Source organism: Shewanella litorisediminis (assembly GCF_016834455.1).
In the GTDB taxonomy this organism is placed as follows: domain Bacteria; phylum Pseudomonadota; class Gammaproteobacteria; order Enterobacterales; family Shewanellaceae; genus Shewanella; species Shewanella litorisediminis.
Map to the genome: position 1 here is coordinate 1 of NZ_CP069213.1, position 25,151 is coordinate 25,151.

21 protein-coding genes are annotated in these 25,151 nt (G+C 53.9%); 8 read left to right on the forward strand and 13 right to left on the reverse strand.

The genetic code is table 11. The features are described from left to right. The 4 genes from dnaA to gyrB all read left to right on the forward strand — a co-directional run bounded on the left by dnaA (nt 1) and on the right by gyrB (nt 6,112). Nucleotides 1-1,374 carry a chromosomal replication initiator protein DnaA gene (dnaA, locus tag JQC75_RS00005; RefSeq protein ID WP_203325535.1) on the forward strand — a complete coding sequence of 458 codons (1,374 nt, stop codon included), beginning with the start codon at nt 1-3 and terminating at the stop codon, nt 1,372-1,374. 19 nt (nt 1,375-1,393) lie between these two features. Beyond that, nucleotides 1,394-2,494 carry a DNA polymerase III subunit beta gene (dnaN, locus tag JQC75_RS00010; protein WP_203325536.1) on the forward strand — a complete coding sequence of 367 codons (1,101 nt, stop codon included), beginning with the start codon at nt 1,394-1,396 and terminating at the stop codon, nt 2,492-2,494. Between the two features lie 30 nt (nt 2,495-2,524). Beyond that, a complete protein-coding gene (gene recF / locus JQC75_RS00015; RefSeq protein ID WP_203325537.1) occupies nt 2,525-3,607 on the forward strand; it encodes a DNA replication/repair protein RecF in 1,083 nt (360 codons plus the stop codon). 87 nt (nt 3,608-3,694) lie between these two features. Beyond that, nucleotides 3,695-6,112 (forward strand): DNA topoisomerase (ATP-hydrolyzing) subunit B, encoded by a 2,418-nt coding sequence (gene gyrB, locus JQC75_RS00020; RefSeq protein WP_203325538.1) that lies wholly within the window; start codon nt 3,695-3,697, stop codon nt 6,110-6,112. A gap of 55 nt (nt 6,113-6,167) precedes the next feature. Here the strand turns inward: gyrB and JQC75_RS00025 are convergent, their stop codons facing one another. The 8 genes from JQC75_RS00025 to pxpB all read right to left on the reverse strand — a co-directional run bounded on the left by JQC75_RS00025 (nt 6,168) and on the right by pxpB (nt 12,231). Continuing rightward, on the reverse strand, nt 6,168-6,926 hold the full coding sequence (locus JQC75_RS00025) for a hypothetical protein (RefSeq protein WP_203325539.1): 759 nt from the start codon (nt 6,924-6,926) through the stop codon (nt 6,168-6,170). A 214-nt stretch (nt 6,927-7,140) separates the two neighbouring features. After that, nucleotides 7,141-7,542 carry an NUDIX hydrolase gene (locus tag JQC75_RS00030; protein WP_203325540.1) on the reverse strand — a complete coding sequence of 134 codons (402 nt, stop codon included), beginning with the start codon at nt 7,540-7,542 and terminating at the stop codon, nt 7,141-7,143. Continuing rightward, nucleotides 7,542-8,195, reverse strand: a complete 654-nt coding sequence (gene pcp, locus JQC75_RS00035; protein WP_203325541.1) for a pyroglutamyl-peptidase I — start codon at nt 8,193-8,195, stop codon at nt 7,542-7,544. The genes JQC75_RS00030 and pcp overlap by 1 nt, the downstream gene beginning before the upstream one ends. An 11-nt stretch (nt 8,196-8,206) precedes the next feature. Further along, nucleotides 8,207-9,190: a DUF979 domain-containing protein gene (locus JQC75_RS00040; RefSeq protein WP_203325542.1), complete on the reverse strand. Its 984-nt coding sequence runs from the start codon at nt 9,188-9,190 to the stop codon at nt 8,207-8,209. Further along, complete coding sequence (locus JQC75_RS00045) at nt 9,187-9,927, reverse strand: DUF969 domain-containing protein (RefSeq protein ID WP_203325543.1); 741 nt, start codon at nt 9,925-9,927, stop codon at nt 9,187-9,189. Before JQC75_RS00045 ends, JQC75_RS00040 begins: the two co-directional genes overlap by 4 nt. After that, a complete protein-coding gene (gene pxpA / locus JQC75_RS00050) occupies nt 9,917-10,642 on the reverse strand; it encodes a 5-oxoprolinase subunit PxpA (RefSeq protein WP_203325544.1) in 726 nt (241 codons plus the stop codon). The genes JQC75_RS00045 and pxpA overlap by 11 nt, the downstream gene beginning before the upstream one ends. Continuing rightward, a complete protein-coding gene (locus tag JQC75_RS00055; RefSeq protein ID WP_203325545.1) occupies nt 10,635-11,567 on the reverse strand; it encodes a 5-oxoprolinase subunit C family protein in 933 nt (310 codons plus the stop codon). Before JQC75_RS00055 ends, pxpA begins: the two co-directional genes overlap by 8 nt. Next, on the reverse strand, nt 11,560-12,231 hold the full coding sequence (gene pxpB / locus JQC75_RS00060; RefSeq protein WP_203325546.1) for a 5-oxoprolinase subunit PxpB: 672 nt from the start codon (nt 12,229-12,231) through the stop codon (nt 11,560-11,562). The genes JQC75_RS00055 and pxpB overlap by 8 nt, the downstream gene beginning before the upstream one ends. 254 nt (nt 12,232-12,485) lie before the next feature. On the opposite strand from pxpB, the gene JQC75_RS00065 reads away from it, so the two are divergent. Beyond that, the gene (locus JQC75_RS00065) at nt 12,486-13,541 is read left to right on the forward strand and encodes an HDOD domain-containing protein (RefSeq protein ID WP_203325547.1); all 1,056 of its coding nucleotides are present in this window, start codon (nt 12,486-12,488) and stop codon (nt 13,539-13,541) included. Nucleotides 13,542-13,612: 71 nt separating this feature from the next. Here the strand turns inward: JQC75_RS00065 and glyS are convergent, their stop codons facing one another. Together glyS and glyQ are read right to left on the reverse strand one after the other, a co-directional pair. Then, the gene (gene glyS / locus JQC75_RS00070) at nt 13,613-15,682 is read right to left on the reverse strand and encodes a glycine--tRNA ligase subunit beta (protein ID WP_203325548.1); all 2,070 of its coding nucleotides are present in this window, start codon (nt 15,680-15,682) and stop codon (nt 13,613-13,615) included. A 12-nt stretch (nt 15,683-15,694) separates the two neighbouring features. After that, nucleotides 15,695-16,600, reverse strand: coding sequence for a glycine--tRNA ligase subunit alpha (gene glyQ, locus JQC75_RS00075; protein ID WP_203325549.1), 906 nt, complete (start codon nt 16,598-16,600; stop codon nt 15,695-15,697). Nucleotides 16,601-16,710: 110 nt separating this feature from the next. Between glyQ and JQC75_RS00080 the strand changes: the two genes are divergently transcribed. Further along, a complete protein-coding gene (locus JQC75_RS00080; RefSeq protein WP_203325550.1) occupies nt 16,711-17,286 on the forward strand; it encodes a DNA-3-methyladenine glycosylase I in 576 nt (191 codons plus the stop codon). Nucleotides 17,287-17,401: 115 nt separating this feature from the next. Here JQC75_RS00080 and JQC75_RS00085 read toward each other — a convergent pair whose 3' ends face one another. Continuing rightward, nucleotides 17,402-20,590 carry an amidohydrolase family protein gene (locus JQC75_RS00085; RefSeq protein WP_203325551.1) on the reverse strand — a complete coding sequence of 1,063 codons (3,189 nt, stop codon included), beginning with the start codon at nt 20,588-20,590 and terminating at the stop codon, nt 17,402-17,404. Nucleotides 20,591-20,736: 146 nt separating this feature from the next. Then, the gene (tusA, locus tag JQC75_RS00090; protein ID WP_203325552.1) at nt 20,737-20,982 is read right to left on the reverse strand and encodes a sulfurtransferase TusA; all 246 of its coding nucleotides are present in this window, start codon (nt 20,980-20,982) and stop codon (nt 20,737-20,739) included. Nucleotides 20,983-21,311: 329 nt separating this feature from the next. On the opposite strand from tusA, the gene JQC75_RS00095 reads away from it, so the two are divergent. Both JQC75_RS00095 and tnpA read left to right on the forward strand, forming a co-directional pair. Beyond that, nucleotides 21,312-23,294, forward strand: coding sequence for a methyl-accepting chemotaxis protein (locus tag JQC75_RS00095; RefSeq protein WP_203325553.1), 1,983 nt, complete (start codon nt 21,312-21,314; stop codon nt 23,292-23,294). A 167-nt stretch (nt 23,295-23,461) separates the two neighbouring features. Beyond that, nucleotides 23,462-23,899 (forward strand): IS200/IS605 family transposase, encoded by a 438-nt coding sequence (gene tnpA / locus JQC75_RS00100; RefSeq protein ID WP_203325554.1) that lies wholly within the window; start codon nt 23,462-23,464, stop codon nt 23,897-23,899. A gap of 83 nt (nt 23,900-23,982) precedes the next feature. Here the strand turns inward: tnpA and fadA are convergent, their stop codons facing one another. Next, on the reverse strand, nt 23,983-25,146 hold the full coding sequence (fadA, locus tag JQC75_RS00105; protein ID WP_203325555.1) for an acetyl-CoA C-acyltransferase FadA: 1,164 nt from the start codon (nt 25,144-25,146) through the stop codon (nt 23,983-23,985). Between the last annotated feature and the right edge of the window lie 5 nt (nt 25,147-25,151).

Consider the following 25,151-nt stretch of genomic DNA (forward strand, 5'->3'; position numbering starts at 1 on the left):
GTGGCGGTTTCACTTTGGCAACAGTGTATCGGCAGGCTGCAAGATGAGCTTTCTGCGCAGCAATTCAGCATGTGGATCAGACCGTTACAGGCCGAAATGGAAGGTGACACCCTGGTGCTGTATGCGCCAAACCGCTTTGTATTGGATTGGGTACGCGACAAGTACATTAATTCAATCAACCAATTTTTTACCGAGCAGATGGGGGATAATGCCCCAAAACTGCGCTTCGATATCGGCAGCCGTCCCTCTGCCAAACCTCAAGCACCAGCGCCTGCTGCCGTTAAGGCTGCAGCGCCGCAGCCCAAACCCGGCAATAGCTTTGCCAGTCAGCCCGAGCCTGCGGTCAGCAATCATCGCAGCAACATCAATCCCACCTATCAGTTCGATAACTTTGTAGAAGGTAAATCGAACCAATTGGGTAAGGCGGCGGCACTGCAAGTGGCTGAAAATCCTGGTGGTGCCTATAACCCCCTGTTTTTATACGGTGGCACTGGTCTGGGTAAAACCCACCTGCTGCACGCCGTGGGCAATGGCATTATTAAAAACAATCCCAATGCCAAAGTGGTGTACATGCATTCCGAGCGCTTTGTGCAGGATATGGTTAAGGCACTGCAAAACAATGCCATTGAAGAGTTCAAGCGTTATTACCGCAGTGTGGATGCGCTCTTTATCGATGACATCCAGTTCTTTGCCAACAAAGACAGATCCCAGGAAGAATTTTTCCACACCTTCAACGCATTGCTGGAAGGCAACCACCAGATCATCCTGACTTCAGATCGCTACCCCAAAGAAATTGACGGGGTAGAGGACAGGCTCAAGTCCCGCTTCGGCTGGGGCTTAACCGTTGCCATTGAACCGCCAGAACTCGAAACCCGGGTGGCAATTTTGATGCGCAAGGCTCAGGAGAGCGGCATCAACCTGCCCGATGAAGTGGCCTTCTTTATAGCCAAGCGCTTGCGATCCAATGTGCGCGAGCTGGAAGGCGCTCTGAACCGGGTTATTGCCAACGCGAATTTCACCGGTCGGCCAATCACTATCGATTTTGTGCGCGAAGCACTGCGTGACCTCTTGGCTCTGCAGGAAAAATTGGTCACTATAGACAACATTCAGAAGACGGTGGCCGAATACTACAAAATCAAAATGGCTGACATGTTGTCCAAGCGTCGTTCCCGCAGTGTGGCGCGCCCAAGACAAATGGCCATGGCCCTCTCCAAAGAGCTGACCAACCAAAGTTTGCCCGAGATTGGCGATGCCTTTGGTGGTCGCGACCACACGACTGTGCTGCATGCCTGTCGCAAGATCGCTCAGCTCCGTGAAGAGAGCCACGATATTAAAGAAGATTACGCCAACCTGATTCGTACCTTATCTTCCTAAAAGACAGGGATTGGACACGATGAAATTTTCTATTGATAGGGATGCGCTGTTAAAGCCGTTGCAGCTGGTAAGCGGAGCGGTGGAAAGACGGCATAATCTGCCTATTCTGGCGAATCTTTTAGTGGAAGTAAGTGGTCACTCACTTAAGATGACCGGGACTGACCTGGAAGTGGAACTCGTGGGGGAAGCCACGGTTCACGGTGATATTCAGGAAGGCCGCACCACGGTGCCTGCCAAGAAGTTACTGGATATCGTTAAGTCCTTGCCGGAGCAGACTGAGCTCAAGGTCGAGCAGCAGGAAAATAAGTGGTTGCTGCGCTGTGGCCGCAGTCGCTTCTCGCTGGCGACCCTGCCTGCCGAAGAATACCCCAATGTCGAGGCCTTCCGCCCGGACATCGAATTTACCCTAAAGCAGGGCACCCTCAAGTCGCTGATTGATGCCACTCAGTTTTCCATGGCCAACCAGGACGTGCGCTATTATCTCAATGGTTTGCTTATTGAAACCGAAGGTAATGTGCTTCGTGCCGTGGCCACCGATGGCCACCGCCTGGCACTGAGTCACCGCATGATTGAGGCATCATTGCCCGAAAAACAGGTTATTGTGCCCCGTAAAGGTGTGGTCGAGCTGTCGCGTTTGCTCGACGCTGAAGATCAGGACATCACCCTGGCCATTGGCGAAAGCGCCATTCGTGCGACCACCGCCACGGCTGTGTTCACCAGTAAGCTGGTGGATGGCCGCTTCCCCGACTATCGCCGCGTGCTGCCAAAGGGTGGCGATAAAATCGTGATTGCCAGCCGTAACCAACTTAAGCAGGCGCTTTTACGGGCATCGATTCTGTCGAACGAGAAATTCCGCGGTGTGCGCATTCTGCTGGAAGATGGTTTGCTTAAAATCACTGCCAATAACCCCGAGCAGGAAGAAGCGGAAGAAATCATCGACGTGGATTACAACTCCACTACCCTCGAGATTGGTTTCAACGTGTCTTATCTGCTGGATGTGCTCAACAGCCTGCGCTCCGACGAGGTACGTGTTACCCTCATCGACAGCAACTCCAGCGCCCTGATTGAAAACCACGTGGAAGAAGACTCCATGTACGTGGTCATGCCAATGAGGCTCTGAGGATTATTCCAGCTTCAATAAGCGGTCCCTATGAGCCTTAGTCGTCTTTCCATCGACGCATTTCGCAATATTGATTCAGCCCAGCTTGCCCCAGGCGCCGGGCTGAATCTCATTTATGGCCATAACGGCAGCGGCAAAACCAGCATTCTCGAAGCCATCTATTTTCTTGGTATGGGGCGCTCGTTTCGAAGCCATTTGTCCCAGAGGGTTATTCAGAACGATGCCGACAGCCTGACGCTGTTTGCCGTTGCTGATGGACCGGCCGGCGATAGCCGTATCGGTTTGCGGCGCCATCGCAGTGGCGATACCGAAGTCAAAATCGATGGCGAAAAGGTCAAGCGTCTGTCTCAACTGGCCGAAGCTTTACCCATACAGGTAATAACTCCCGAGAGCTTTTCACTGTTGTTTGAAGGCCCTTCTGCCCGGCGCCAGTTTATCGATTGGGGCGCCTTCCACGCCTCCAAACAATTCCATCTGGCGTGGATGAATACCCGCAGGATTTTAAAGCAACGGAATCAGCTGCTTAGAGACGGCGCTTCCTATGAACATATCGCATTCTGGGACAAGGAATTAATTCGCTATGCCCTTGAAGTCACAGCGATAAGAAACGATTATGTAGGCTCGTTAAATGGCGTGCTTAAGGGTATAATCGGGGAGTTTTTACCCGATGTGGATATCCGGGTTTCTTTCACCCGCGGCTGGGACAGCAAGACCGACTTTGCCGAGTTGCTCAAGACCCAGTATGCACGGGATTTGGCCATAGGTCATACGGTCAGCGGACCCCATAAGGCAGACCTCAGATTGCGGGTTGGTAATTTGCCCGCACAGGATGCGCTGTCCCGCGGCCAACTGAAACTATTGGTGTGTGCCCTTCGCATCGCCCAGGGCAAGTTGCTCAAGCAGCAAATCGATAAACACAGCATCTATCTGGTGGACGATCTGCCCTCCGAGTTGGATGCCAAGCACCGGCAGCTATTGCTGAAAGAACTGATAGACACGGGGGCACAATTGTTTGTCACCGCCATCGAACCTTCAGCCATTGTGGATTCTTTGCCAGTGCCCCCCGACAGGATGTTTCATGTACAGGCCGGCCGGGTAACACAGACTAAATAAGGAAGGGGCTGGCCCCGGGGTATCCCCTGAGTCATCCCTGTATGTTGACGGGAAGAAGCACCCTTCCATAACCGACGAGAGAGAAATATGTCAGAGAATACTTACGATTCGTCGAGTATTAAGGTACTTAAAGGCCTTGATGCAGTACGCAAAAGACCAGGGATGTATATCGGTGACACCGACGATGGTACGGGTCTGCATCACATGGTGTTCGAGGTCGTCGACAACTCTATCGACGAAGCCCTGGCCGGGCACTGCAGCGAAATCACCATCACCATCCATGTGGATGGTTCTGTTTCGGTCAAAGACGATGGCCGTGGTATTCCGGTTGCCATTCACCCTGAAGAAGGGGTATCTGCTGCCGAAGTGATCATGACGGTTTTGCACGCCGGCGGTAAGTTCGACGACAACTCCTACAAGGTATCCGGCGGTTTGCACGGTGTGGGTGTGTCCGTGGTGAACGCCCTGTCCAAAAAGCTGCAGCTGACCATTCGCCGTGAAGGCAAGGTTCACGAGCAGTTTTACACCCATGGTGTGCCGGATGCGCCCATCAAGGTGGTGGGTGATGCCAGCAAGACAGGAACCGAAATCCGTTTCTGGCCCAGCGAACAAACCTTCTCCGACGTGGAATTCCACTTCGATATCCTGGCCAAGCGCGTGCGGGAGCTGTCGTTCCTGAACTCAGGCGTGGGAATCCGTCTGGTGGATGAGCGTGACAACAAGGATGAATTCTTCAAATACGAGGGTGGTATCAGCGCCTTCGTTGATTATCTGAACCGCAACAAAACACCGGTCAACAAAGATGTATTCCACTTCGCCCAGGAGCGTGAAGATGGCATTACCGTGGAAGTCGCCATGCAGTGGAACGATGGCTTCCAGGAAAACATCTTCTGTTTTACCAACAACATTCCTCAGCGCGACGGCGGTACTCACCTGGCTGGTTTCCGCGGCGCCCTGACCCGTAACCTCAACAACTACATGGAAGCTGAGGGTTACAACAAGAAAAACAAGACCAGCGCCACCGGTGATGATGCCCGTGAAGGTCTGACGGCGGTGATTTCGGTCAAGGTACCGGATCCCAAGTTCAGCTCCCAGACCAAGGACAAGCTGGTTTCCAGCGAAGTTAAGGCCGCGGTTGAGCAGACCATGGGTGAAAAACTCAATGACTACCTGCTGGAAAACCCCACAGACGCGAAACTGATTGTCGGTAAGATCATCGATGCGGCCCGTGCCCGTGAAGCGGCCCGTAAGGCCCGTGAGATGACTCGCCGTAAAGGTGCGCTGGATCTGGGCGGTTTGCCCGGCAAGCTGGCTGATTGCCAGGAAAAAGATCCCGGACTCTCCGAAATCTACATAGTGGAGGGTGATTCGGCCGGTGGCTCTGCCAAACAAGGCCGAAACCGTAAAAACCAGGCGATTCTGCCGCTCAAGGGTAAAATCCTTAACGTGGAAAAAGCCCGTTTCGACAAGATGCTGTCTTCTCAGGAAGTGGCCACCCTTATCACCGCCCTTGGCTGTGGTATCGGTCGCGATGAGTATGATCCGGACAAGACCCGCTACCACTACATCATCATCATGACGGATGCTGACGTGGACGGTTCTCACATTCGTACCCTTCTGCTGACCTTCTTCTTCCGTCAGATGCCTGAGCTGATTGAACGCGGTTACGTGTATATCGCTCAGCCACCACTGTACAAGGTGAAGAAAGGCAAGCACGAGCAGTACCTGAAAGACGATGCTGCCCTGACCGAGTTTCTGACCACAGGCGCACTGGACGGTGCTTCTATTCACCCATCACAGGGCGCGCCCGGTATGAGCGGCGAGCCGCTGGAAAAACTGGTGAATCAGTACCGTGAAGTAGAAGGAATCATCGCCCGTCTGGATATGCGTTATCCAGAGGTGCTGACCGATCGCATGCTCTACCATCCTGTGCTGAGCAACGACATCCTGGCGGATCAGGCCAAGGTTCAGGCCTGGTGTGATACCTTTGTGGCCGACCTGGTTGAGCGTGAAAGCAGCGGTGTTATCTACAGCGCCGTGGCTGAACATGATCCAGAGCGTCAGGTATACGTGCCCAAGGTGACCCTGCGTCGCCACGGTATCGACCATGAGTATCTGTTCACCTATGACTTCTTCCAGTCCAGCGACTATCGCAAGCTCGGAGCCCTGGCCACTGCCCTCGATGGCCTGATTGAAGAGGGCGGTTATGTGCAGCGCGGTGAAAAAGTGAAGCAGGTATCCAGCTTTATCGAAGCCCTCGACTGGCTGGTGGGTGAGTCCAAACGCGGCCTGTACATCCAGCGCTATAAGGGTCTGGGTGAGATGAACCCTGATCAGCTGTGGGAAACCACCATGGATCCTGAAAGCCGTCGTATGCTGCAGGTGACTATTGAAGACGCCATTGCCGCCGATCAGCTGTTTACTTGTCTGATGGGTGACCAGGTTGAGCCGCGCCGTGACTTTATCGAGGCCAACGCCCTTAACGTGGCCAACCTCGACGTGTAATCAGGTTCGTTACTAAGAAAAAGGGAAAGCACTGCTTTCCCTTTTTTGTTGATATTTACCCAGAGACCACCAGATAAAAGTAATCGCCGTGCTCCGTTGACTTGCCAAAGGAGGCGGCGGTGCTGCGAAATACCCACCAGGGCTCACGCATCATTTCTTCATATATTTTGTCCCAGCCGTTGGATGTCACTTCAAACGCTCTGATTTCGCAGGTGGTTTTTTTGCAATTGATGGCCTGAATATCCACTTCACCCGACCGGGCATGGGTCAGAATGAAGTCGCTGATCTGTTGTTCCATCACCACGGCCCAATCATCATCCTTGGGCTCGGCTTGCAACTTGTTGAACAGCTCGGCAATCATCCCTTTCCTGTTGGCAATCAAGTCGGCAAAAGGGGCGGGCATATGGCGCTGAACGTCCTCGACGCTGATGGTTGCTGAAGTATTGTCTTGGTCGTTATCGGCGTTTACTGCCGAAATCCCCTGTTCCTTTGCCGCTGAAACTGCATTGTTCAGTGCGTCCTTTAAATAATCGTTTTCACTTTCAAGCGCTGCGATGGTTTGCCTGAGGGAGGCAATGTGCTGCGAGTCATCATTTTCTGGAGTCGGCATCGCAGCCTCGGTGCAATGCTCTCCCGTGGTTGCATGGTCTGTTATGGTTGCCACACTGCCGCCAGCAGCCGTGTCAGCGGTTAGAACTATGTTTGGGTGATCCACCGGCTGTGCGCTGGCGCCTTCATCATGAATCATGAGGCCAGAGATAACTCCTACGCCTAAACATAAGAGATACGGAATGGATTTTTTGAACAGTTGCACTGGCTTCCTCCCTGTATGCCGAGAACTCCTTGAGTATTTGGTTGCTTAGCGTGTTCAAGTGTATGTCGCTATCCATTGGACAGCATTTAGTTGTGAATGGCAATTATTTGTTTATTAAAGGGAATATTCATCACTCGTCAGGCGGTTGGGCATTCGATGAGGTTCTTGAGGAGTCCCTTCGCGGGTGTTTATCGGATTCTCAATAGACAGCGGCTTAAAATGCAGCGCTGAGCACCTGACCCTGAAAATCGAGGCATTCGCGCACCCGGCGCTGCTGCACCTGCGGCAGACTATCGATGGCAAAGAAGGCGTATTCGCTGTGCTCTGGGCTCAGCACTATGTTGGCTTCGGTTAACCGAACGCGAAAGATAAAGGCCTGTGAGTTGTAAGCCGAGTGAAAATACACGCCGCTGAGATAGTCGATGATGACGGCCTGGCCAAGCTCTTCGAGGCATTCACGCAACAGTGCCTGATGTATGGTTTCGCCCGGCTCCAGGGCGCCACCGGGCAGGCCCCAGTTACCGTTGCCGTAATTGGCCTTGAGCAGCAATACTTTGCCTTCATCGTTGGTGATCACCCCATGGCAGCTCAGGCGGAAAGTATCGTCAAATGCCATCAGTGGGTGACTCCGGCACTTTCATGAATGTCGGTTGCGGTGGTTATGGCGGTGGCCAGCATCAGCCGCAGGCCGTGGATAACGGTTTCCAGGGCCATTGACGGCGTGCCCGGTAGCCGCGAGGCCTGTTCGGGTGCCAGAGGTATATGCAAAAAGCCGCCGCGGCATTCTGGGGTTTGGCTTAGCTGATGCAGCATGCCATAGAGCACATGGTTACAGACAAAGGTGCCTGCGGTATTAGACACGGCCGCAGGGATCCCGGCTTCGCGCAGGTCGCGCACCATGGCCTTGATGGGCAGGGTGGCGAAGTAGGCCGCCGGGCCACCGGCTATCACGGGTTCATCGATGGGCTGCTGGCCGCGATTATCGGCAATTCGGGCATCGTCGATATTGATGCCAATACGCTCAAGGGTCAGCTCACTGCGTCCGCTTGCCTGACCAACACACAGCACCAGGGCTGGCTGGTGGTAATCGATGGCTTCGGTCAGCTGGCTGAGTACATCGTGGAACACGCAGGGCAGCTTGATGGCCTTAATTCTGTGGCGACAGATAAGCTCGCCATCGAGGTTTTTTACCGCCTCCCAGGATGGGTTAATCACCTCGCCGCCAAAGGGTTCAAATCCGGTGAGCAAAATCAGTGGCACGGGTTTCATAATGGGCTCGCTCAGTCAAAAACGATGAAAAACATCAGGAATATGTTGGTGGTCAGCAATGCCAGCGCCGTGGGTATCTGCACCTTGATGACCTGATACTTGTCATCGAGGTCGAGTAAGGCCGCTGGCACTATGTTGAAGTTGGCTGCCATGGGTGTCATCAGGGTGCCACAATAACCCGAGTACATGCCAATGGCCATCAAGGGCGCCGGACTGGCGCCTTGCCCCTCAATCAAAAATGGCAGGGCGATACCGGCGGTCATCACCGGGAAGGCAGCAAAGGTATTACCCATGATCATGGTAAAGAGTGCCATCCCCATACAGTAAATCACCACCAGCCCGAATCGATTATTGGGGTCAACAAACAGACTGACCAGCGCCTTGATGCTGTCGCCGGTTTGCGCCACCACAAACACGCCACCCAGCATAGCCAACATTTGTGGCAGAATTGCGGCCCAGCCGATACTGTCCACCAATCGACGAGACCCTGCTACGGCCTTGAGTGGGTTATCGCCGGTCAGGCGCCAGCCCACCAGCAGGGCAACACCGCATGCCAGCGCCAGCGCCGCCAGGGTTTGATGTTTGGGGTCGAGCAGGAGCACTTCACCGAAACTTACCCCCGCAAGCAGCAGGGTAGCCGCAACCGTCAGCAGGGGGATAAGCAGCGCCGGCAGAAAGAGCTTATTGCCGAGCCGCTCGGCGCTGGCCGTTTTCTCGGCCGGGCTTGTTTCCTGATAGTTGCCAAGGCTGACCCGGCCCATTCCCGCCAGCAAGGCGATACCAATCACCATGGTGCCCGCAATCTGGTGCGCCTGTTTGGCGCCCAGGGTATTCACCGCCAGGTCGCCAAACAGGAACAGGCTGCCGAACAGACCCCAAAACAAGGCCGTGGTGAGCCGCTTGGGATGTTGTTTGTCCCTCAGGGTCAGTATCACCAAAATGGCCACCACCAGCCCAATCAACAGGTAGATATCGTCGATGCTGATAAGGCTCATGCTTCTGCCCCCTGTTGAGTGGGGGCATCATTCGCCTGCCACAGGGCAATATCGCGGCGAATGCTGGCTTCCAGCCTTGAGAGCCTGAACAGATGAATAATCAGCGCCGCTATGGCGGTAGGAATAGCCCACAGGCCGATGTGCAATGGCTCGACACCCGCAATGCCGTTTTCTTTGAGGAAGGCATCCATCAGCAACACGGCGCCGAACGCGATAAAGATGTCCTCACCAAAAAACATGGCTACGTTATCACAGGCGGCTGCGTGGGCGGCGATTTTGTCGCGGATGGGCTTGGGCAGGGGCCCATAGGCATTGATGGCGGCAGCTTCCGCCATGGGGGCCAGCAGTGGCCTCACCGTCTGGGCATGCCCACCCAGGCTTAACAGTCCTAAGGCGGCGCTGGCTTCCCGCACCACGAAGTAGAGGGAGAGGATGCGTGCTGTGGTAGCGCTTTTAATAGTCGCAATCCAGCCCTTGGCGCGCTCTCTGAGGCCATGACGTTCCAGCAGGGCAATCACGGGCAGGATAAGCAGGAAGGACGCCAGTTGGCGGCTGGAGAGAAACTTCTCGCCGAAGGTTTCCAGTAAGGTAACTGCATCCATGCCCACCGCCCAGCCGGTGATCAGGCCCGCCACGGTAACGACCAATAAGGGGTTGAATCTCATGGCGAAGCCCAGCACCACCACGGGAATGCCAATCAGAGGCCAGTAATTTAAGGCGAGTAGCTCATTCCGCATCGCTCGTCTCCAGTAATGCCCGTATACGGCGGGCAAACTGCAGTGCCTCGGGATTGTCGCCGTGCAGGCACAGGGTGTCGGCCCTTAACCGGAGCGGGGTGCCATCGATGCAGGTTAGGCAGCCCGACATTAACCCCTGGACCTGCACCAGTGCTTCGGCTTGGTCGTGGATCACTGCGCCGGGTTTTTGCCGCGACACCAGGGTTGCGTCGGCTTCGTAGCGGCGGTCGGCAAAGGCCTCTGCCTGCACCCTAAGGCCTGCCTCCCGGGCCCATTGAAGCAGCGGGCTTGCTGCCAGTCCCATCAGCACCAGATTAGCGTCGACGGTTTGAACGGCCTCGATAAGGCATGTCGCCAACCCTTTATCGAAGGCCGCCTGATTGTAGAGGGCGCCATGGGGTTTCACGTGAAACATCACGGCGCCTTCTTCATCGCAAATCTGTTTCAGGGCCTGAATTTGGTCGACAAGGCTGGTGGTCAGCGCGGTGGCTTCCAAGCTCATGGGCTGGCGGCCAAAGTTGGCCTTGTCGGGGAAGGAGGGATGGGCGCCAATCAGGCAGCCGCTCGCCATGGCAAGCTTCACAGTAATGCGCATACTGTCTGAGTCACCGGCGTGGCCGCCACAGGCTATATTGGCGGCATCCACCAGTGTGAGTATCTCGGCATCAAAGGGATAACCTTCGCCCACATCGGCGTTTAGCTGAAGACTAGCCATGGCCATCTCCGCTGCCAAGGGCACGGCCAAGGCGATAAAAATACTGTTTCCATCGTTCACAGGCAGCCAGTGCCTCGGCGCGGTCGACCAGTACAAATTGCAGTGACTGGCCGGGCCGCGCCTGGGCGAGTTTCCACAGGTCAGCCTCAATCACTGAGGCGACTATGGGGTAGCCGCCGGTGGTTTGCGCGTCGTTTAACAGCACTATGGGTTGACCTGATGGTGGCAGTTGCATGACACCGGGGAACACCCCCTGGGATGCCATCTCCAGCGGTTGGCTTAAGCGCAGCGCTGGCCCTTCGAGTCTCGCACCCATACGATTGCTGCTTGGCTGTAGTTGCCACATCGCCTCTGTGAGTGTTAATGCCTTGTCGAGCAGGGGATATTGCGGCCCGGGCAGTACCCTTATGTTGTTGTCCCAGGGGCTTTGCATGGCGCCAACCTGATGCTTCAGTGGCCGTTCTGGCCCCAGCTCCAGTCGGTCGCCCGACTTCAGGGCGCGGCCCTCAACGCCGCCGACACCACTGGATAAATCTGTACTGGCCGAGCCCATAAACAGTGGCACCTGAATACCGCCGTCGACCGCCAGATACGCTCGCATCCCCGCCTTGGGGCCGCGCAGGCTGAGGGTCTGTCCGGCTTTTATCAGGCAGCGCCAACCGCTCCAGACGGGCTTGGTATCGATACGGGCGTTGAAATCGGCACCTGTGAGGGCTATCCAGGCATCGCGGTTAAAAGTAAGGCTGGACTGCCCCAGGGCAAACTCCAGCACAGGCGTGTTGTCGGGATTGCCCAGCAGGCGGTTTGCGAGCAGCAGGGCCTGACGGTCCAGTGCGCCGCTGCGGGGCAGACCCAGATGGGCTACGCCGGTTCGACCGAGATCCTGTACCGTGGTTTGAATGCCACCTTGCACTACCTCAAGCATCGTACCCACCTTCTACAAAAATCACTCTGTCACCGGGTGACAGCAGGCAAGGGGAGTTAGATTTAGGGTCAAAGAGTTCAATATGGGTTCTGCCTATGAGGTGCCAGCCGCCTGGCGCCTTGCAGGGATAAATGCCGGTCTGGGCGCCACCTATTCCGACACTGCCGGCGGGAACCGCCTGTCTCGGCGTGGCGAGTCTGGGTGTATGTAATTCATTTGGCAGGCCACTGAGGTAAGGAAATCCCGGTAAAAACCCGATGAAGAGCACTCGGTAATCGCCTTGGGTGTGAAGACGAATGATGTCCCGGCAATTCAGCCCGTGGCGTGACGCCAGTGTCTGAAGGTCGGGCCCTTCTTCTCCACCATAAGCCACCGGAATAATATGCTCGCGCCCTTTAGGCATTTCTATGCTGGCGGTGCGTTGAAATTCGCTTTCTAACCAGCGGCACCAGACCTCGGGGTCTTGATTATCACTCAGCCTTAATGTCAGGTTATTCATCCCTGGCACGGTTTCCAACACGCCGTCCCGGTCCTGGCACTTGTGGGCCAGCTGCCAGATACGACTTTGGGTGTGCAGGCACTGCTCTGGGTCTGATACGACTGGTACGCCAAGGAATACCTGATGCTCACCCACAATGGATATTTGGGGAGATAGAGACTGCATGGGCGATATTCCGTAAACCAGACATCTTCTGAAGCTAAAAAAAGCCCCTTGGTGTGTCAATAAATTGATCTATAAATGTTGTTTTATCTGGAGTTTGTTAAGTCGGGGTTCAGCTGGACTATCGTTGGGGGCGGTTGAATATCTGTGACCAACACGGCTGGCAATTTCCGGTTGAAAGCCTGGTATTTAAATTTGAACCTCTGCCATAACCCGCATGATAAATTGGGTTTTTCATTGGAAGGAAACCGGCCTTAATGCGGCTTTTCAGCAAACTTTTCAATATCCGTGACAACACTGTGGTCGAGCGCCCCCGCAGCCTCACCGGCGAAGGCCTGGCTGCCAAGGTGCAAACCAGGGTAGCGGAGAAAGTGTCCTCAAATCCAAGTGGTTCAGATACGCCCGCAGCGCCTACCGTAGACGTGGCCGCACTCTTTTACAGCCTGCTGTTTGCGACGAGTCAAAAAGACACTGGCGGGATTGCCAATAATCTGGAGAAACGCTTGATTGGTGATGTGGAGGCCGCTCTGGCCGACCCCAAGGTCATTGCCGATAAAGTCTTCAAGCTGCCCCACGATTTGATTGAGTTGGATAAACAGCTTGCCAATCCGGAGGTTGATACCGATGAGGTGATAGCGCTTATCAAGCGCGACCCTGTCCTCAGCGCCGAGGTGATACAGCTTTGTAATGCACCTGCATTTCATCGTGGGGCGAAGGATATCACCAGCTTGCAGCAGGCGGTGGTGATTTTGGGTCGAGAACAGCTCAGGCGTTTCGTGAGTGCAGTAAAGGTGAGGGAAGTAGTTGAAATAAAGCCAATTTATTACCGTCGATTTGGCGCCGAGGTATGGCGACATTCGTTGCAGGTAGCCTATCTTGCTGCGGATTTGGCGACGGATGATGAGGATACTGCTTTCATGCTGGGGCTTATTCATGATGTGGGTAAGATAGCGATTTTTCAGATGTTGCTCGAAGCCTTTGCCAAGGCAGAGCCAGGAGAACAGCCAAGATCCTGGTTGTTTCGTCAGGTATTGACGGCTAAATCATTGATTCTTAGCGCGGTGTTGGCGCGATCCTGGCAGCTTCCACCACTTTTTTCCCGCTCTCTCGCGGCATTGGCCAATCCTGACAATATGCCCACAGACCCACTTCCCAAAGCTATTTGGACAGCCAACTACATCAGTGAGTGTTCCATGTTATGGCAGGCTGCCAGGCTTAAGGAAACGCAGCTTGAACAATTGCTGGCTCGCATAGGTATGGACAGAAAAACCTTCGATCCCCTGCATGAAAAGCTCATTCTCTTTACCCGTTGATAAAAGTGAGCAATAAAAAACGCGCCCAGAGGCGCGTTTTTTAGCTAAGACAGAGTCTTATTGCTGCAGCCTTACTGCAGCAAAGATATGTCGGCGACGTGCAGGAACTGGTCGCGCAGGTTGCCAAGCAGTGCCAGGCGGTTGTTGCGAAGCGCTGCATCGTCGGCCATTACCATGACGTCTTCGAAGAACTGATCCACGCTTTCGCGCAGGGCAGCCAGTTCGGTCAGCGCCTGCTGGTAGTTGCCTGCGGCAAACAGCGGTGCAATCAGCGGAGTCACTTCAGCAAGCTTCGCGGCCAGTGCCTTTTCAGCGGCTTCGGTCAGTAGCGCATCATTGATGCTGCTGGGCAGTTCACCTTCCACCTTGGCAAGAATGTTGGAAACACGCTTGTTGGCGGCGGCCAGCGCTGCTGCCTGCTCCAGTGTCCGGAAGTGGCTTACCGCCAGAATACGGTCATCAAAATCCGCTGGGCGGGTTGGACGACGGGCCAGCACGGCAAGGATAACGTCGGTGCTGATGCCCTTGTCCTGATACCAGGCGCGGAAGCGGGCCATCAGGAACTCAAGCACTTCATCGGCAGCCTGGGCATTGCTGAGGTTGGCGCCGTGCAGTTCGACTGCTTTGGCAATCAAATCAACCAGATCCAGTGGCAGCTTGTTTTCAACGATGATACGCAGCACACCGATGGCGGCACGGCGCAGCGCAAACGGGTCGGCGGCGCCTTTGGGAGCCTGACCGATACCGAAGATGCCGGACAGGGTGTCGAGCTTTTCCGCCAGCGCCACGGCGCAGGAAACACCGGCACTTGGCACGCTGTCGCCACTGAACTTGGGCTTGTATTGCTCTTCCAGTGCAACAGCAACGGCTTCGGCTTCACCGTCGAGGCGCGCATAGTGCATGCCCATGGTGCCCTGGGTGTCGGTGAATTCCATCACCATGTTGGTCATCAGGTCGCACTTTGACAGGAGACCTGCACGGGCGGCTTCGTCGCTGCTGGCGCCAATCTTAGCTGCGATAAAGCCGGCGAGGGCAGAGATTCGCTCGGCGCGGTCTTTCAGGGTGCCAAGCTGCTTCTGGAACACCACGGTATCCAGGCTCGCCAGACGGCTCTCAAGCGTGTGCTTCTTGTCGGTGTTGAAGAAGAATTCGGCGTCAGCCAGACGTGGACGCACTACCTTCTCGTTACCGGAGATGATTTGCGCCGGATCTTTGGACTCGATGTTGGCCACAAAGATGAAGTTTGGCAGCAGCTTGCCGTCGTTTGAGAACACCGGGAAGTACTTCTGGTCGCCCTTCATGGTATACACCAGCGCCTCGGCGGGCACGGCCAGGAACTTGTCTTCGAAGTGGGCGGTGAGTACCACTGGCCATTCAACCAGCGAGGCCACTTCTTCCAGCAGGCTTTCTTCGATGTCGGCGTTACCACCAATGACAGCTGCCGCTTTTTCGGCATCAAGCTTGATGATGGTCTTACGGGCATGGTAATCGGCGATGACCTTACCGCGCTCTTTCAGGGCAGACAGGTAGTTGTCTGCATGATCCAGGCTGAAGCTTGGCTCGCCCATAAAGCGGTGGCCACGGATGATGCGGTCAGACTGGATACCCAGCACTTCACCGGCAATCAGTTCGCTGCCAAGCAGCAGGGTAACTGTGTGCACAGGGCGGATAAACTGAGTGCTGTTGCTGCCCCAGCGCATTGGCTTGGGGATAGGCAGCTTGTCGAGCGCGCGCTGGGTCATGGCTGGCACCAGAGCCGCAGTCGGCTCACCAGCCACATTGGCGCGGTAAACCAGCCATTCGCCTTTGTCAGAGGCCAGACGCTCGGCCTCGGCTACGGTAATGCCGTTACCACGGGCCCAGCCTTCGGCGGCCTTGGTTGGGTTACCGTCGGCATCAAAGGCGGACTGCACGGCAGGGCCGCGCTTTTCAACGACTTTGTCTTCCTGAGCGGTGGCCAGACCCTTAACGTACAGGGCCAGACGACGTGGGGCGGCATACCATTGGATGGAGTCAAATGGCAGTTCGGCCTTGGTCAGCTCTTCGCTGAAGTTGGCCTGAAAGGACTCGGCCAGGGTGCGCAGGGCCTTCGGTGGCAGCTCTTCGGTACCGATTTCGATGAGCAGGTTTTCGAATTTCATTTAATCTTCCTCTTATTTGCACATCGGGAAGCCGAGGGCTTCGCGGGCCTTGTAGTAGGCTTCGGCAACTGCCTTGGCCATGGTGCGCACACGCAGAATGTAGCGCTGACGCTCGGTCACAGAGATAGCGTGACGGGCATCCAGCAGGTTGAACGCGTGTGAGGCCTTCATGACTTGCTCGTAAGCGGGCAGAGGCAGAGGAGTTTCCAATGACAACAAATGCTGACAGGCTTTTTCGCATTGGTCGAACATGCCGAACAGGAAGTTCACATCGGCGTGCTCAAAGTTATAGGTAGATTGTTCTACTTCGTTTTGGTGAAACACATCGCCATAGGTGATGCGGCCCATTGGGCCATCGGTCCATACCAGATCGTAAACGCTGTCTACGCCCTGGATGTACATGGCCAGACGCTCCAGACCATAGGTGATTTCACCGGTCACTGGGCTGCATTCGATGCCGCCCACTTGCTGGAAGTAGGTGAACTGAGTCACTTCCATGCCGTTTAGCCAGACTTCCCAACCCAGACCCCAGGCGCCCAGTGTTGGCGATTCCCAGTTGTCTTCCACGAAGCGAATATCGTGGATTTGGGTGTCGATGCCCAGGGCTTGCAGTGAGCCCAGGTAGAGTTCTTGAATGTTGTCAGGGGATGGCTTCAATACGACTTGGAATTGGTAGTAGTGTTGCAAGCGGTTTGGGTTTTCACCGTAGCGACCATCGGTTGGGCGGCGTGAAGGCTGCACATAGGCGCTGCTCATTGGCTCGGGGCCGAGGGCGCGCAGGAAGGTCTGAGGGTGGAAGGTGCCGGCACCGACTTCCATATCCAGTGGTTGGACAATGGCACAGCCTTGCTGAGCCCAGTAATCCTGCAGGGTCAAAATAAAGCCCTGGAATGTCTTTACGTCGTATTTCGTCGTCATGTCTACTGCTGTCAGCTGAAAATAGAAAATGGGTTCGATTATACCTTGTAGATCTGTGCTTATGTAGGCTATTTTTTAGCGAATTTTGGGCTAAAACACAGGGAAAGACGATGGCAGACAGCAAGGTTAGGTGCGCTTGGGTAGGGAACGATAGCCTGTATCAGCAGTACCACGACGAGGTTTGGGGCAGGCCGGTATACGATGCCAAAGAGCTCTTCGCCAAGTTGTGTCTGGACGGGCAACAGGCTGGTCTCTCCTGGATCACTATCTTAAAGAAGCAGGCAAATTATGAAGCGGCCTTTGCCAACTTTGAGCCTGCTATCATAGCTGACTTCGACGAAGTCAAAGTTGAAGAGCTGCTGCAAGATCCTGGAATTGTACGTAACCGTGCCAAGGTCAACTCCATTATCCGTAATGCGCGGGCGTATCTCAGCTTCGTCGAAGCGGGAAATGACTTTTCTGATTTTTTGTGGGGTTTTGTCGGCAACAAGCCAATAGTGAACCACTTCGGCTCTATCGCCGAAGTGCCGGCACAGACCCCTGAGTCAGAGGCCATGTCGAAGGCACTTAAAAAGCTTGGCTTTAACTTTGTTGGCCCCACGATTTGCTACGCCTTTATGCAGGCCGTTGGTATGGTGAATGACCACACGGTTGATTGCCACTGTTATCATAAGCATGACCTGTGATGGCTGTTTTTAACTATTAACAAGCTTGGGTGATAAAAAAGGTGTTCCACGTGGAACACCTTTTTGTTTATCCTTACCCCTCTCTTTCAGAAGAGGGACATGAATGGCACCAGGTTTAGATTTCCTCAAAGAAGAAAGGCTGACGCTGGCGCTTGTCACCATTAAGCTGATTCATGGACTCTGCATCATAGAGTTTTCCATTAACCATGGTATGAGTCACCTTGTCGGTTACGCGGATGTCTGCCAGCGGATCACCATCAATAACAATAAGGTCGGCCAATTTGCCTGCTTTGATGGAGCCGAGCTGATGGTCCATGGCAAAGGTTTTGGCAGGGTTAATGGTCGCGGTCTTCAGCACTTCCATATTGCTCATTCCACCCTGGGCAAACATCCACATCTCCCAGTGAGCGGCCAGGCCTTCACGTTGACCATGGGCACCTATGTTTGAGGCCACACCGACGTTGTTGAGCTCGTTGGCGACCCGAACCACGTTGAAGTGGTTGTAATGGCCTTCAGGTGCAGTGGGGCGACGCATGGAGCGAGCCTTGAGCAGGTCGCCCGGTACAAACTTGGACAAACGTGGATGAGCCCAAACATCTGTCTTGTCGTACCAATAATTTTCGCCTGAGATACCGCCATAGGCCACTACCAGTGTTGGTGTGTAGGCAACCTTGGTTTGGCTCCAGAACTGCTTGATGTCGTTGTAGATAGCTCCAGCTGGCAGCGAGTGCTCGATGGTGGTGTGGCCATCGGCAATCATGCTCAGGTTATGTTGCAGCAGGCTGCCACCTTCTGGCACGACCATCATTTCCAGTTCACGTGCGGCGGCTATTACCTGTTGACGCTGATTACGACGCGGCTGGTTGTAGCTCTTCACGCTGAAGGCTCCCACTTTTTTCAGGCGTTCCAAATGGAATTTGGCATCGTCCACCGAGTCGATGTGACTGGTATAGCCGGGTAGGTTCGCGCCATACAGAATGGTGCCGGTTGAGAAGATGCGAGGACCCACAATCTTACCGGCCTTTTGCTGTTCAGACGCGGCAAAGATTTCGGTAGTGTCGTTGGACGGATCATGGATGCTGGTCACACCCAGTGACAGGCCTGCATACAGGTTCCAGTTTTGCTGAGGGATGATTTCATCTTCGCCCTGGGCGCCGTGTGCGTGGGCATCGAACAGACCGGGCATAATCGTCTTGCCACTAATATCGATAACCTCAGCCGAAGCGGGGATGGTTATCGCATCTTTGCTACCTACAGCTGAAATTTTGTTATCCGTGACTATCACCACGCCATTGTCGATTACCTGATCGTTTTCCATGGTAATCACCTTGCCACCGACAAAGGCAATGGTTCCACGTGGAACATCGGCCTGCTTCTCAAAGCCGATTTGGGTAATCTTGGGTTCAACTTTGGCGTCTTTGTTTTCGGCCTTGGCATAGCTGGTATCCACCGGCATTTGGTACAGCTCAGGGCCAAGAGTCCAATAGAGCTGGTCGCTCTTACTGTTCCAGCTCAGACTTTCACCTGCACGCACACTAAGTTGAGTCACTGGCAGGTTGCTGGCCTTAGGGCCGATCTCGATGGTCTCACCATGCTTGGCGAAGGGGGTAACAAACACCTTGAAGCGCTCGGCAAATGCCAGCTGCTCTCCGTCCGGTGAAATACGGAACTCAGTAGCATGTTTGCTGGTGTAATGGGTGCGCTTCTCAAAGCCATCCAGATTGATGGAAGAGAACTGCGGGGTCTCACCACTCTCCATAAAGTACACCCGGCCACTATCTGCTCCAAACTGAGGTTGGAAACCAAGGGCGCTGATACGGGTGTTCTCCTTGGTTTTGAGGCTGGCTTTATAAATACCAGGGTCCTTTGACCAAGTCGTCGGGGTGATGTAACCACCACTGGCTTTACGGTAAACCAGCAGCTCACCGTTGGGCGAAAATACCGGCTCAACATACTTGCCTGGCACCTGAGTGACCTTGGTGGTCTTACGATTACCGAGGTTAATCACTTGCACTGTGCCCTGGTCTTTATCAGTCCAGGTGGTAAATGCCAGTTGTTTGCCATCCCTTGACCAGGTGGGATACAGCTCAGAAATGCCGTCGTCCAGTTTGGTTAAGCGGCTGACTTTGCCTTCGGGTAAGGATTTGAGCCAGAGTTTGCCCAATGCTTCATAAACAGCATGCTTGCCATCGGGCGATACCTGCGCCATACGCAGCATTTTTACATCGAAGCTGTTATGGTCGAGATTTTGGGTATAGCGGACTGAAGGCTGAACATCCATCTGAGTCTTCACATGGAAGGGGACTTCTGTCACTTCTTTGCTGGATACATTCAAACGTTGGATCTTGCCCTTGGCCCAAAACAGAATGTCATTGCTGTTTTTGTCCCAGGCCATTGTGGGGTAAACACCGTGGATGGCCCAGGTTTCCTGCATGTCACGGTCGAGTTCGCCGTACAGCTTTTCTTTTGCGCCTGATGCCAGGTCCAATGAATAAAGAGTGGACTGGAATCCATCACGCTTGATGAAGGCGAGTTTTTTACCGTCCGGGCTGGGCGTAGGGCGAATCGCACCACCTGTTCCTTCAATCAATACTTCAATCTCACCGGTTTGGGTGTCGTAGCGTTTGATTTTGTAGATGCCGGCTACTGAGTCTTTTGAGTAGTGGAAGGTTTTACCCGGAGTCGCATCCTGGCTGAAATAGATATAACGGCCATCGGGTGAATAGGCGGGTTCGCCCAGGTCTTTCTGATCGTTGGGGCGCTCAGTGAGCTGAACACCCTCACCACCACTGATGTGATACAGCCAGACTTCACCGGCGCCAAGGCTGCGACTGGCGGTAAAGTGTTTGCGGCCCACCAGGTATTGGGAGTCAGGACTCCAGGCGGGGCTGTTAATCAGACGAAAGGTTTCTTTGGTGACTGCTCGGGCATTTTTACCATCGGCATCCATTACCCAGAGGTTGTCACCCCCATCCTGATCTGAGGTAAAAGCAATATATTTGCCATCAGGGCTGTAAACCGGCTGCATCTGCCAGGCAATGCCACTGGCAAGTACTTCAGCCTCGCCACCTTTGGCGGGGATGCGATAGATGTCGCCCAGCAGGTCAAACACTATGTATTTGCCATCGGGGCTCAGGCTGAGGTTCATCCAGGTGCCTTCGGTGACATCGATATTGGCTTTTTCCAGGGGGGCATTTGTTGGGGCATTGACTTGCCAGGTTTCGGCTTCGCCGCTGGCAAAGGCCGCAGGAGCAAAGGCCAATGCCACCGCAATCATGGTTGGGTGGAGACGGGTCTTGAACATCTGGGTTTCCTAATCGTTATAGTTATTGAGATAAGGGCTGAACAATGCACAGGCTAGTCCTTAGCGCACAGTTGGTTGTTATCTCATAAATCCCTGATCAGGAAAACCTCATTTCTGTTTCAAATAATAATCTTCAAGCTAGGCTGTTAAAGGCCTTTTTTAATCAGGTATCGATAGGGCGTAACTGAGGTATCACTGGCGATTAGTGTGTGGTCCATAAACTCACAAAAGCTCGGAATGTCGCGAGTGGTTGCTGGATCATCCGCGATAATTAACAAGGTCTCGCCATCAGCCATATGCCGCACTGTTTTGCGCACCATCATTACAGGTTCTGGACAGCGCAGTCCCAGAGCATCGAGTTGCTTATCCGCTTCGGCAAAAATATTGGTCATAGGAGTTCTTGAAAATAGAGCCAGAGTCATTGGGGCAAATTTTACTCCAGCCAAGGGGGCAACGCCAAGCCAACACTGAATTCTGCGGCACCGCGCAACATGGATGTTTCACGTGGAACAGCTGACGTTGGTGGAAAAAGTCATTTCAACTTGTCGGACAGTGTTCATGATTTCACCGATTTGGCTCTTAAAGTGCTCAATCTAAACCCGTACGCAATTCCATGAATAAGCTAATAACCATTAAATAGTTGCGGACTTTAGTTCGATTGCTAGTGTTCCCCGCCATATTCCACCAAGTTAACCAAATAGTTTGGAGCTGTGATAAGGCGATGTCATTTAAAAAGAGCATTTGGTATGGGCTGCTGTGCATCGGCTTATTGCCGCTGGTTATTGCAGGCATAGTATCGGAACAGCTAGCCGAGCGGGCCTTAAAAGCCCAGGTGTATAGCAAGTTGGAGGCTGTGAGACAGCTGAAGGAAAACCAGCTGACAGAATACTTTGCCGACAACAGAGCCGATCTTAAGATGTTAGCCGCTGCCATGGTCGATATGGTGAGTTTCAGTGATGGTTCATCCCTTGGAAACATTACCCATGCACATGAGGACTATTTTACCCAAATGGTGAAGGAGTATGGTTACTATGACGTGTTTGTCATTGCACCTAATGGTGACCTGGTTTACAGCCACGCCAAAGAGGCAGATTACGGTACTAATCTGGTTTCAGGTTCCTTCAAGGATACCAATCTGGCGGCTCTCTTTAGTACGGTATTAAAGACGCAAGAAATTGAAATGGTTGATTTTATGCCTTATTCCCCCAGTGGAGGGCAACCAGCAGCCTTTATTGGCATGCCTGTTATCCACCTTGGGCGTGTGATAGCTGTGGTTGCGCTGCAGCTCTCGATTGAACGCATCAATCAGCTAATGAGCCAAAGGGCGGGCATGGGACAGTCAGGTGAAAGCTATCTGGTCGGTAACGACTATCGTATGCGCTCGAACTCGTTTCTGGACCCAGCAAGACGCTCAGTTATCGCCAGTTTTGCTGGTTCGATAGAAGGAAATGGCGTTAATACCATGGCAACCCGAGCGGCGCTCAAGGGGCAGAGCGACATGGATGTGATTTCTGATTACCAGGGCAATTTGGTGCTGTCAGCGTATAAGCCATTCAGCCCCGATTTGGCCGGAAAAATTCGTTGGGCGCTGATTGTGGAAATCGATGAGGCAGAAGCGCTGGAATCTGTTGTGGCTATTAAAAATAGCCTGTGGATAGTTTTGGGGATTTCTGTGTTGGTAGTGATGGTTTTTGCACTGTTGATACAGAGGTCCGTTATACGCCCTTTAGGGGGGGAACCGACCGTCATGAAACAGATTTCAGAGCGTGTCGCCGGCGGGGATTTGGCAATCGATTTTGACCAGGCCGAAAAGACCGGTGTGTATCTCGCCATGGCAACCATGTCCAATAATTTGCGGGAGCTGGTATCGCGTATTATTGGGATCACAGAGCAGCTTTCTGCCGCATCAGAGCAAACCCGGGTCGCCAGTGAAGAAACCAATCAGAGCTTATTCCAGCAGCAAGCCAACATAGAGCGGGTTTCTGCGTCGATAAATGAAATGACGGCGACAATTGCCGATGTGGCTCACAATGCGCGTCAGGTGGCAGACTCGACCCAGGCGGCTTATGGGTTGTCGCAAATTGCCGACCAGCAGGTGCGAAGCAACATATTCACTATCAATGGTTTGGCGTCGGCGATTAGCGAAGCCACAGAGGTTATCCGCGGTGTTGAGGTGCAAAGTCTGGGGATAAGCAAGGTATTGGAGGTGATCCGTGGCATTGCGGACCAAACCAATCTGCTGGCCCTCAACGCCGCCATTGAGGCGGCCCGTGCTGGTGAGCAGGGGCGTGGCTTTGCCGTTGTTGCGGATGAGGTGCGCCAGCTTGCGCAAAAGACAGCGCAATCGACCCGCGATATCGAAGAGATGATTGCCTTGCTGCAGCAGGGCACCCAAAACGCCGTTGGGGTGATGGGGGAAAGTACTGGGCACCTTCAGCAAACGGTAGACAGCGCCGAATGCACTGCCGAGGCGATTCGTAACACCCATATGGAAATTGAGTCTATAGCAGCCAATGCCGGGCAAATTGCTACAGCAGCTACCCAGCAAACACTGGCCGCAGAGGAAATCAGCCAAAGTCTTGCGGTGATAAGCGATGCCGGCGCTGTGAATGCGGCCAGCTCGGAGCAGACGGCCGTTGCTTCCACTCAACTCAGTGAACTTGCCCTGGATTTAAAGAGCATAACTGGCCGCTTTAAAATCTGACGCTGTTTCACGTGAAACAAAAAGCCGACCCAGAGGTCGGCTTTTTTATTGTCATCCCTAAACCACCGCCTAAGGCGGTGGTGATTGTTCCTTGAGGCTATAGCCTGAATAACGCCCATGCTAAAAGAGACCTTCTTATTCACCACAAGTAAGAGGTAACTAGAAGCATGGGCGATTACAGAAGTTCATCACATGTTTACTGGCGTTGTAAATATCACACCGTTTGGACTCCGAAGTACCGTTTTAAAATGCTCAAAGGCAATCTTGGCAAGGAGCTGTATAGGTCTATTTATATCCTATGCAATATGAAAGGTTGTGAGGTTTTGGAGCTGAATGTTCAGGTAGATCATGTGCATTTGGTGGTGATAATTCCACCGAAGCTTTCGATATCGACTCTGATGGGTGTATTAAAAGGTAGAAGTGCGATTAGGTTATTCAATAAGTTTCCGCATGTACGTAAACGACTATGGGGCAACAAATTTTGGGCCCGTGGCTACTTTGTCGATACGGTTGGTGTAAATGAAGCCATCATAAGGCGTTATGTAAGACATCAAGACAAACAAGACTTAGAGCATGAGGCTCAGTTATCGTTGCAGATGGGTTAGAAGATAGCGATAGCCCCTTCTAGGGGCGAATTAAAGCCGCCTTCTAAGAAGGCGGATTCTTTACTTACTGGGTTTTGGCAGTGTTACACACGTTCGAACACAGTGGCTATGCCCTGGCCCAACCCGATACACATGGTTGCCAGGCCAAAGGTGGCGTCCTTGTGTTCCATCAGGTTTATAAGGGTGGTGGAAATACGGGCACCGGAGCAGCCCAGTGGGTGACCCAGAGCGATGGCGCCGCCGTTGAGGTTCACCTTGTCTTCTACCACATCCATCAGCCCCAAATCTTTCACGCAAGGCAGAGACTGGGCGGCAAAGGCTTCGTTCAGCTCAATCACATCCATATCCTGAATGCTGAGACCCGCGCGGGCCAGTGCTTTCTGGGTGGCTGGCACAGGGCCATAACCCATAATGGCGGCATCACAACCGGCAACCGCCATGGAGCGAACCCGTGCGCGGATAGTCAGGCCCAGAGCGCGGGCTTTTTCTTCTTCCATTACCAGCATGGCGGCGGCGCCGTCAGACAGAGCAGAGGAAGTGCCGGCGGTCACTGTACCGTTGGCTGGGTCGAATACGGGACGCAAACCGGCCAGGGATTCGAGTGTGGTTTCCGGGCGGATAACCTCATCGTAATCGACCTTGATCAGGGCACCATTGGCATCGTGGCCTTCGATGGCATAAATCTCTTTGGCGAAGCGGCCTTCAATCGAGGCGGCATGGGCTCGCTGGTGTGAACGCACGGCGAACTGGTCCTGCATTTCACGGCTGATACCGTGCAGCTTACCCAGCATTTCGGCGGTCAGCCCCATCATGCCTGAGGCCTTGGCTACATTGGCCGCCAGACCAGGGTGGAAGTCCACACCGTGGTTCATGGGCACATGCCCCATGTGCTCGACACCACCAATGATAAAGGTGTCACCCATGCCAGTCATGATGGCGCGGGAAGCCTGATGGAGAGCCTCCATGGAAGAACCACAGAGGCGGTTAACGGTAACTGCCCCGGCGGTTTTGGGGATACCAGCCAGCAGCGAGGCATTACGGGCGATGTTGAAACCCTGTTCCAGCGTCTGCTGCACACAGCCCCAGATCACGTCTTCAATGGTGTTTGGGTCAACACCAGGGTTACGCAGTAACAGGGCTTTCATCAGCTCGGCTGACAGGGTCTCGGCGCGAACATTACGGAACACACCACCCTTGGAACGGCCCATGGGAGTACGGATGCAATCTACGATAACGGCTTGTTTCATTTTGA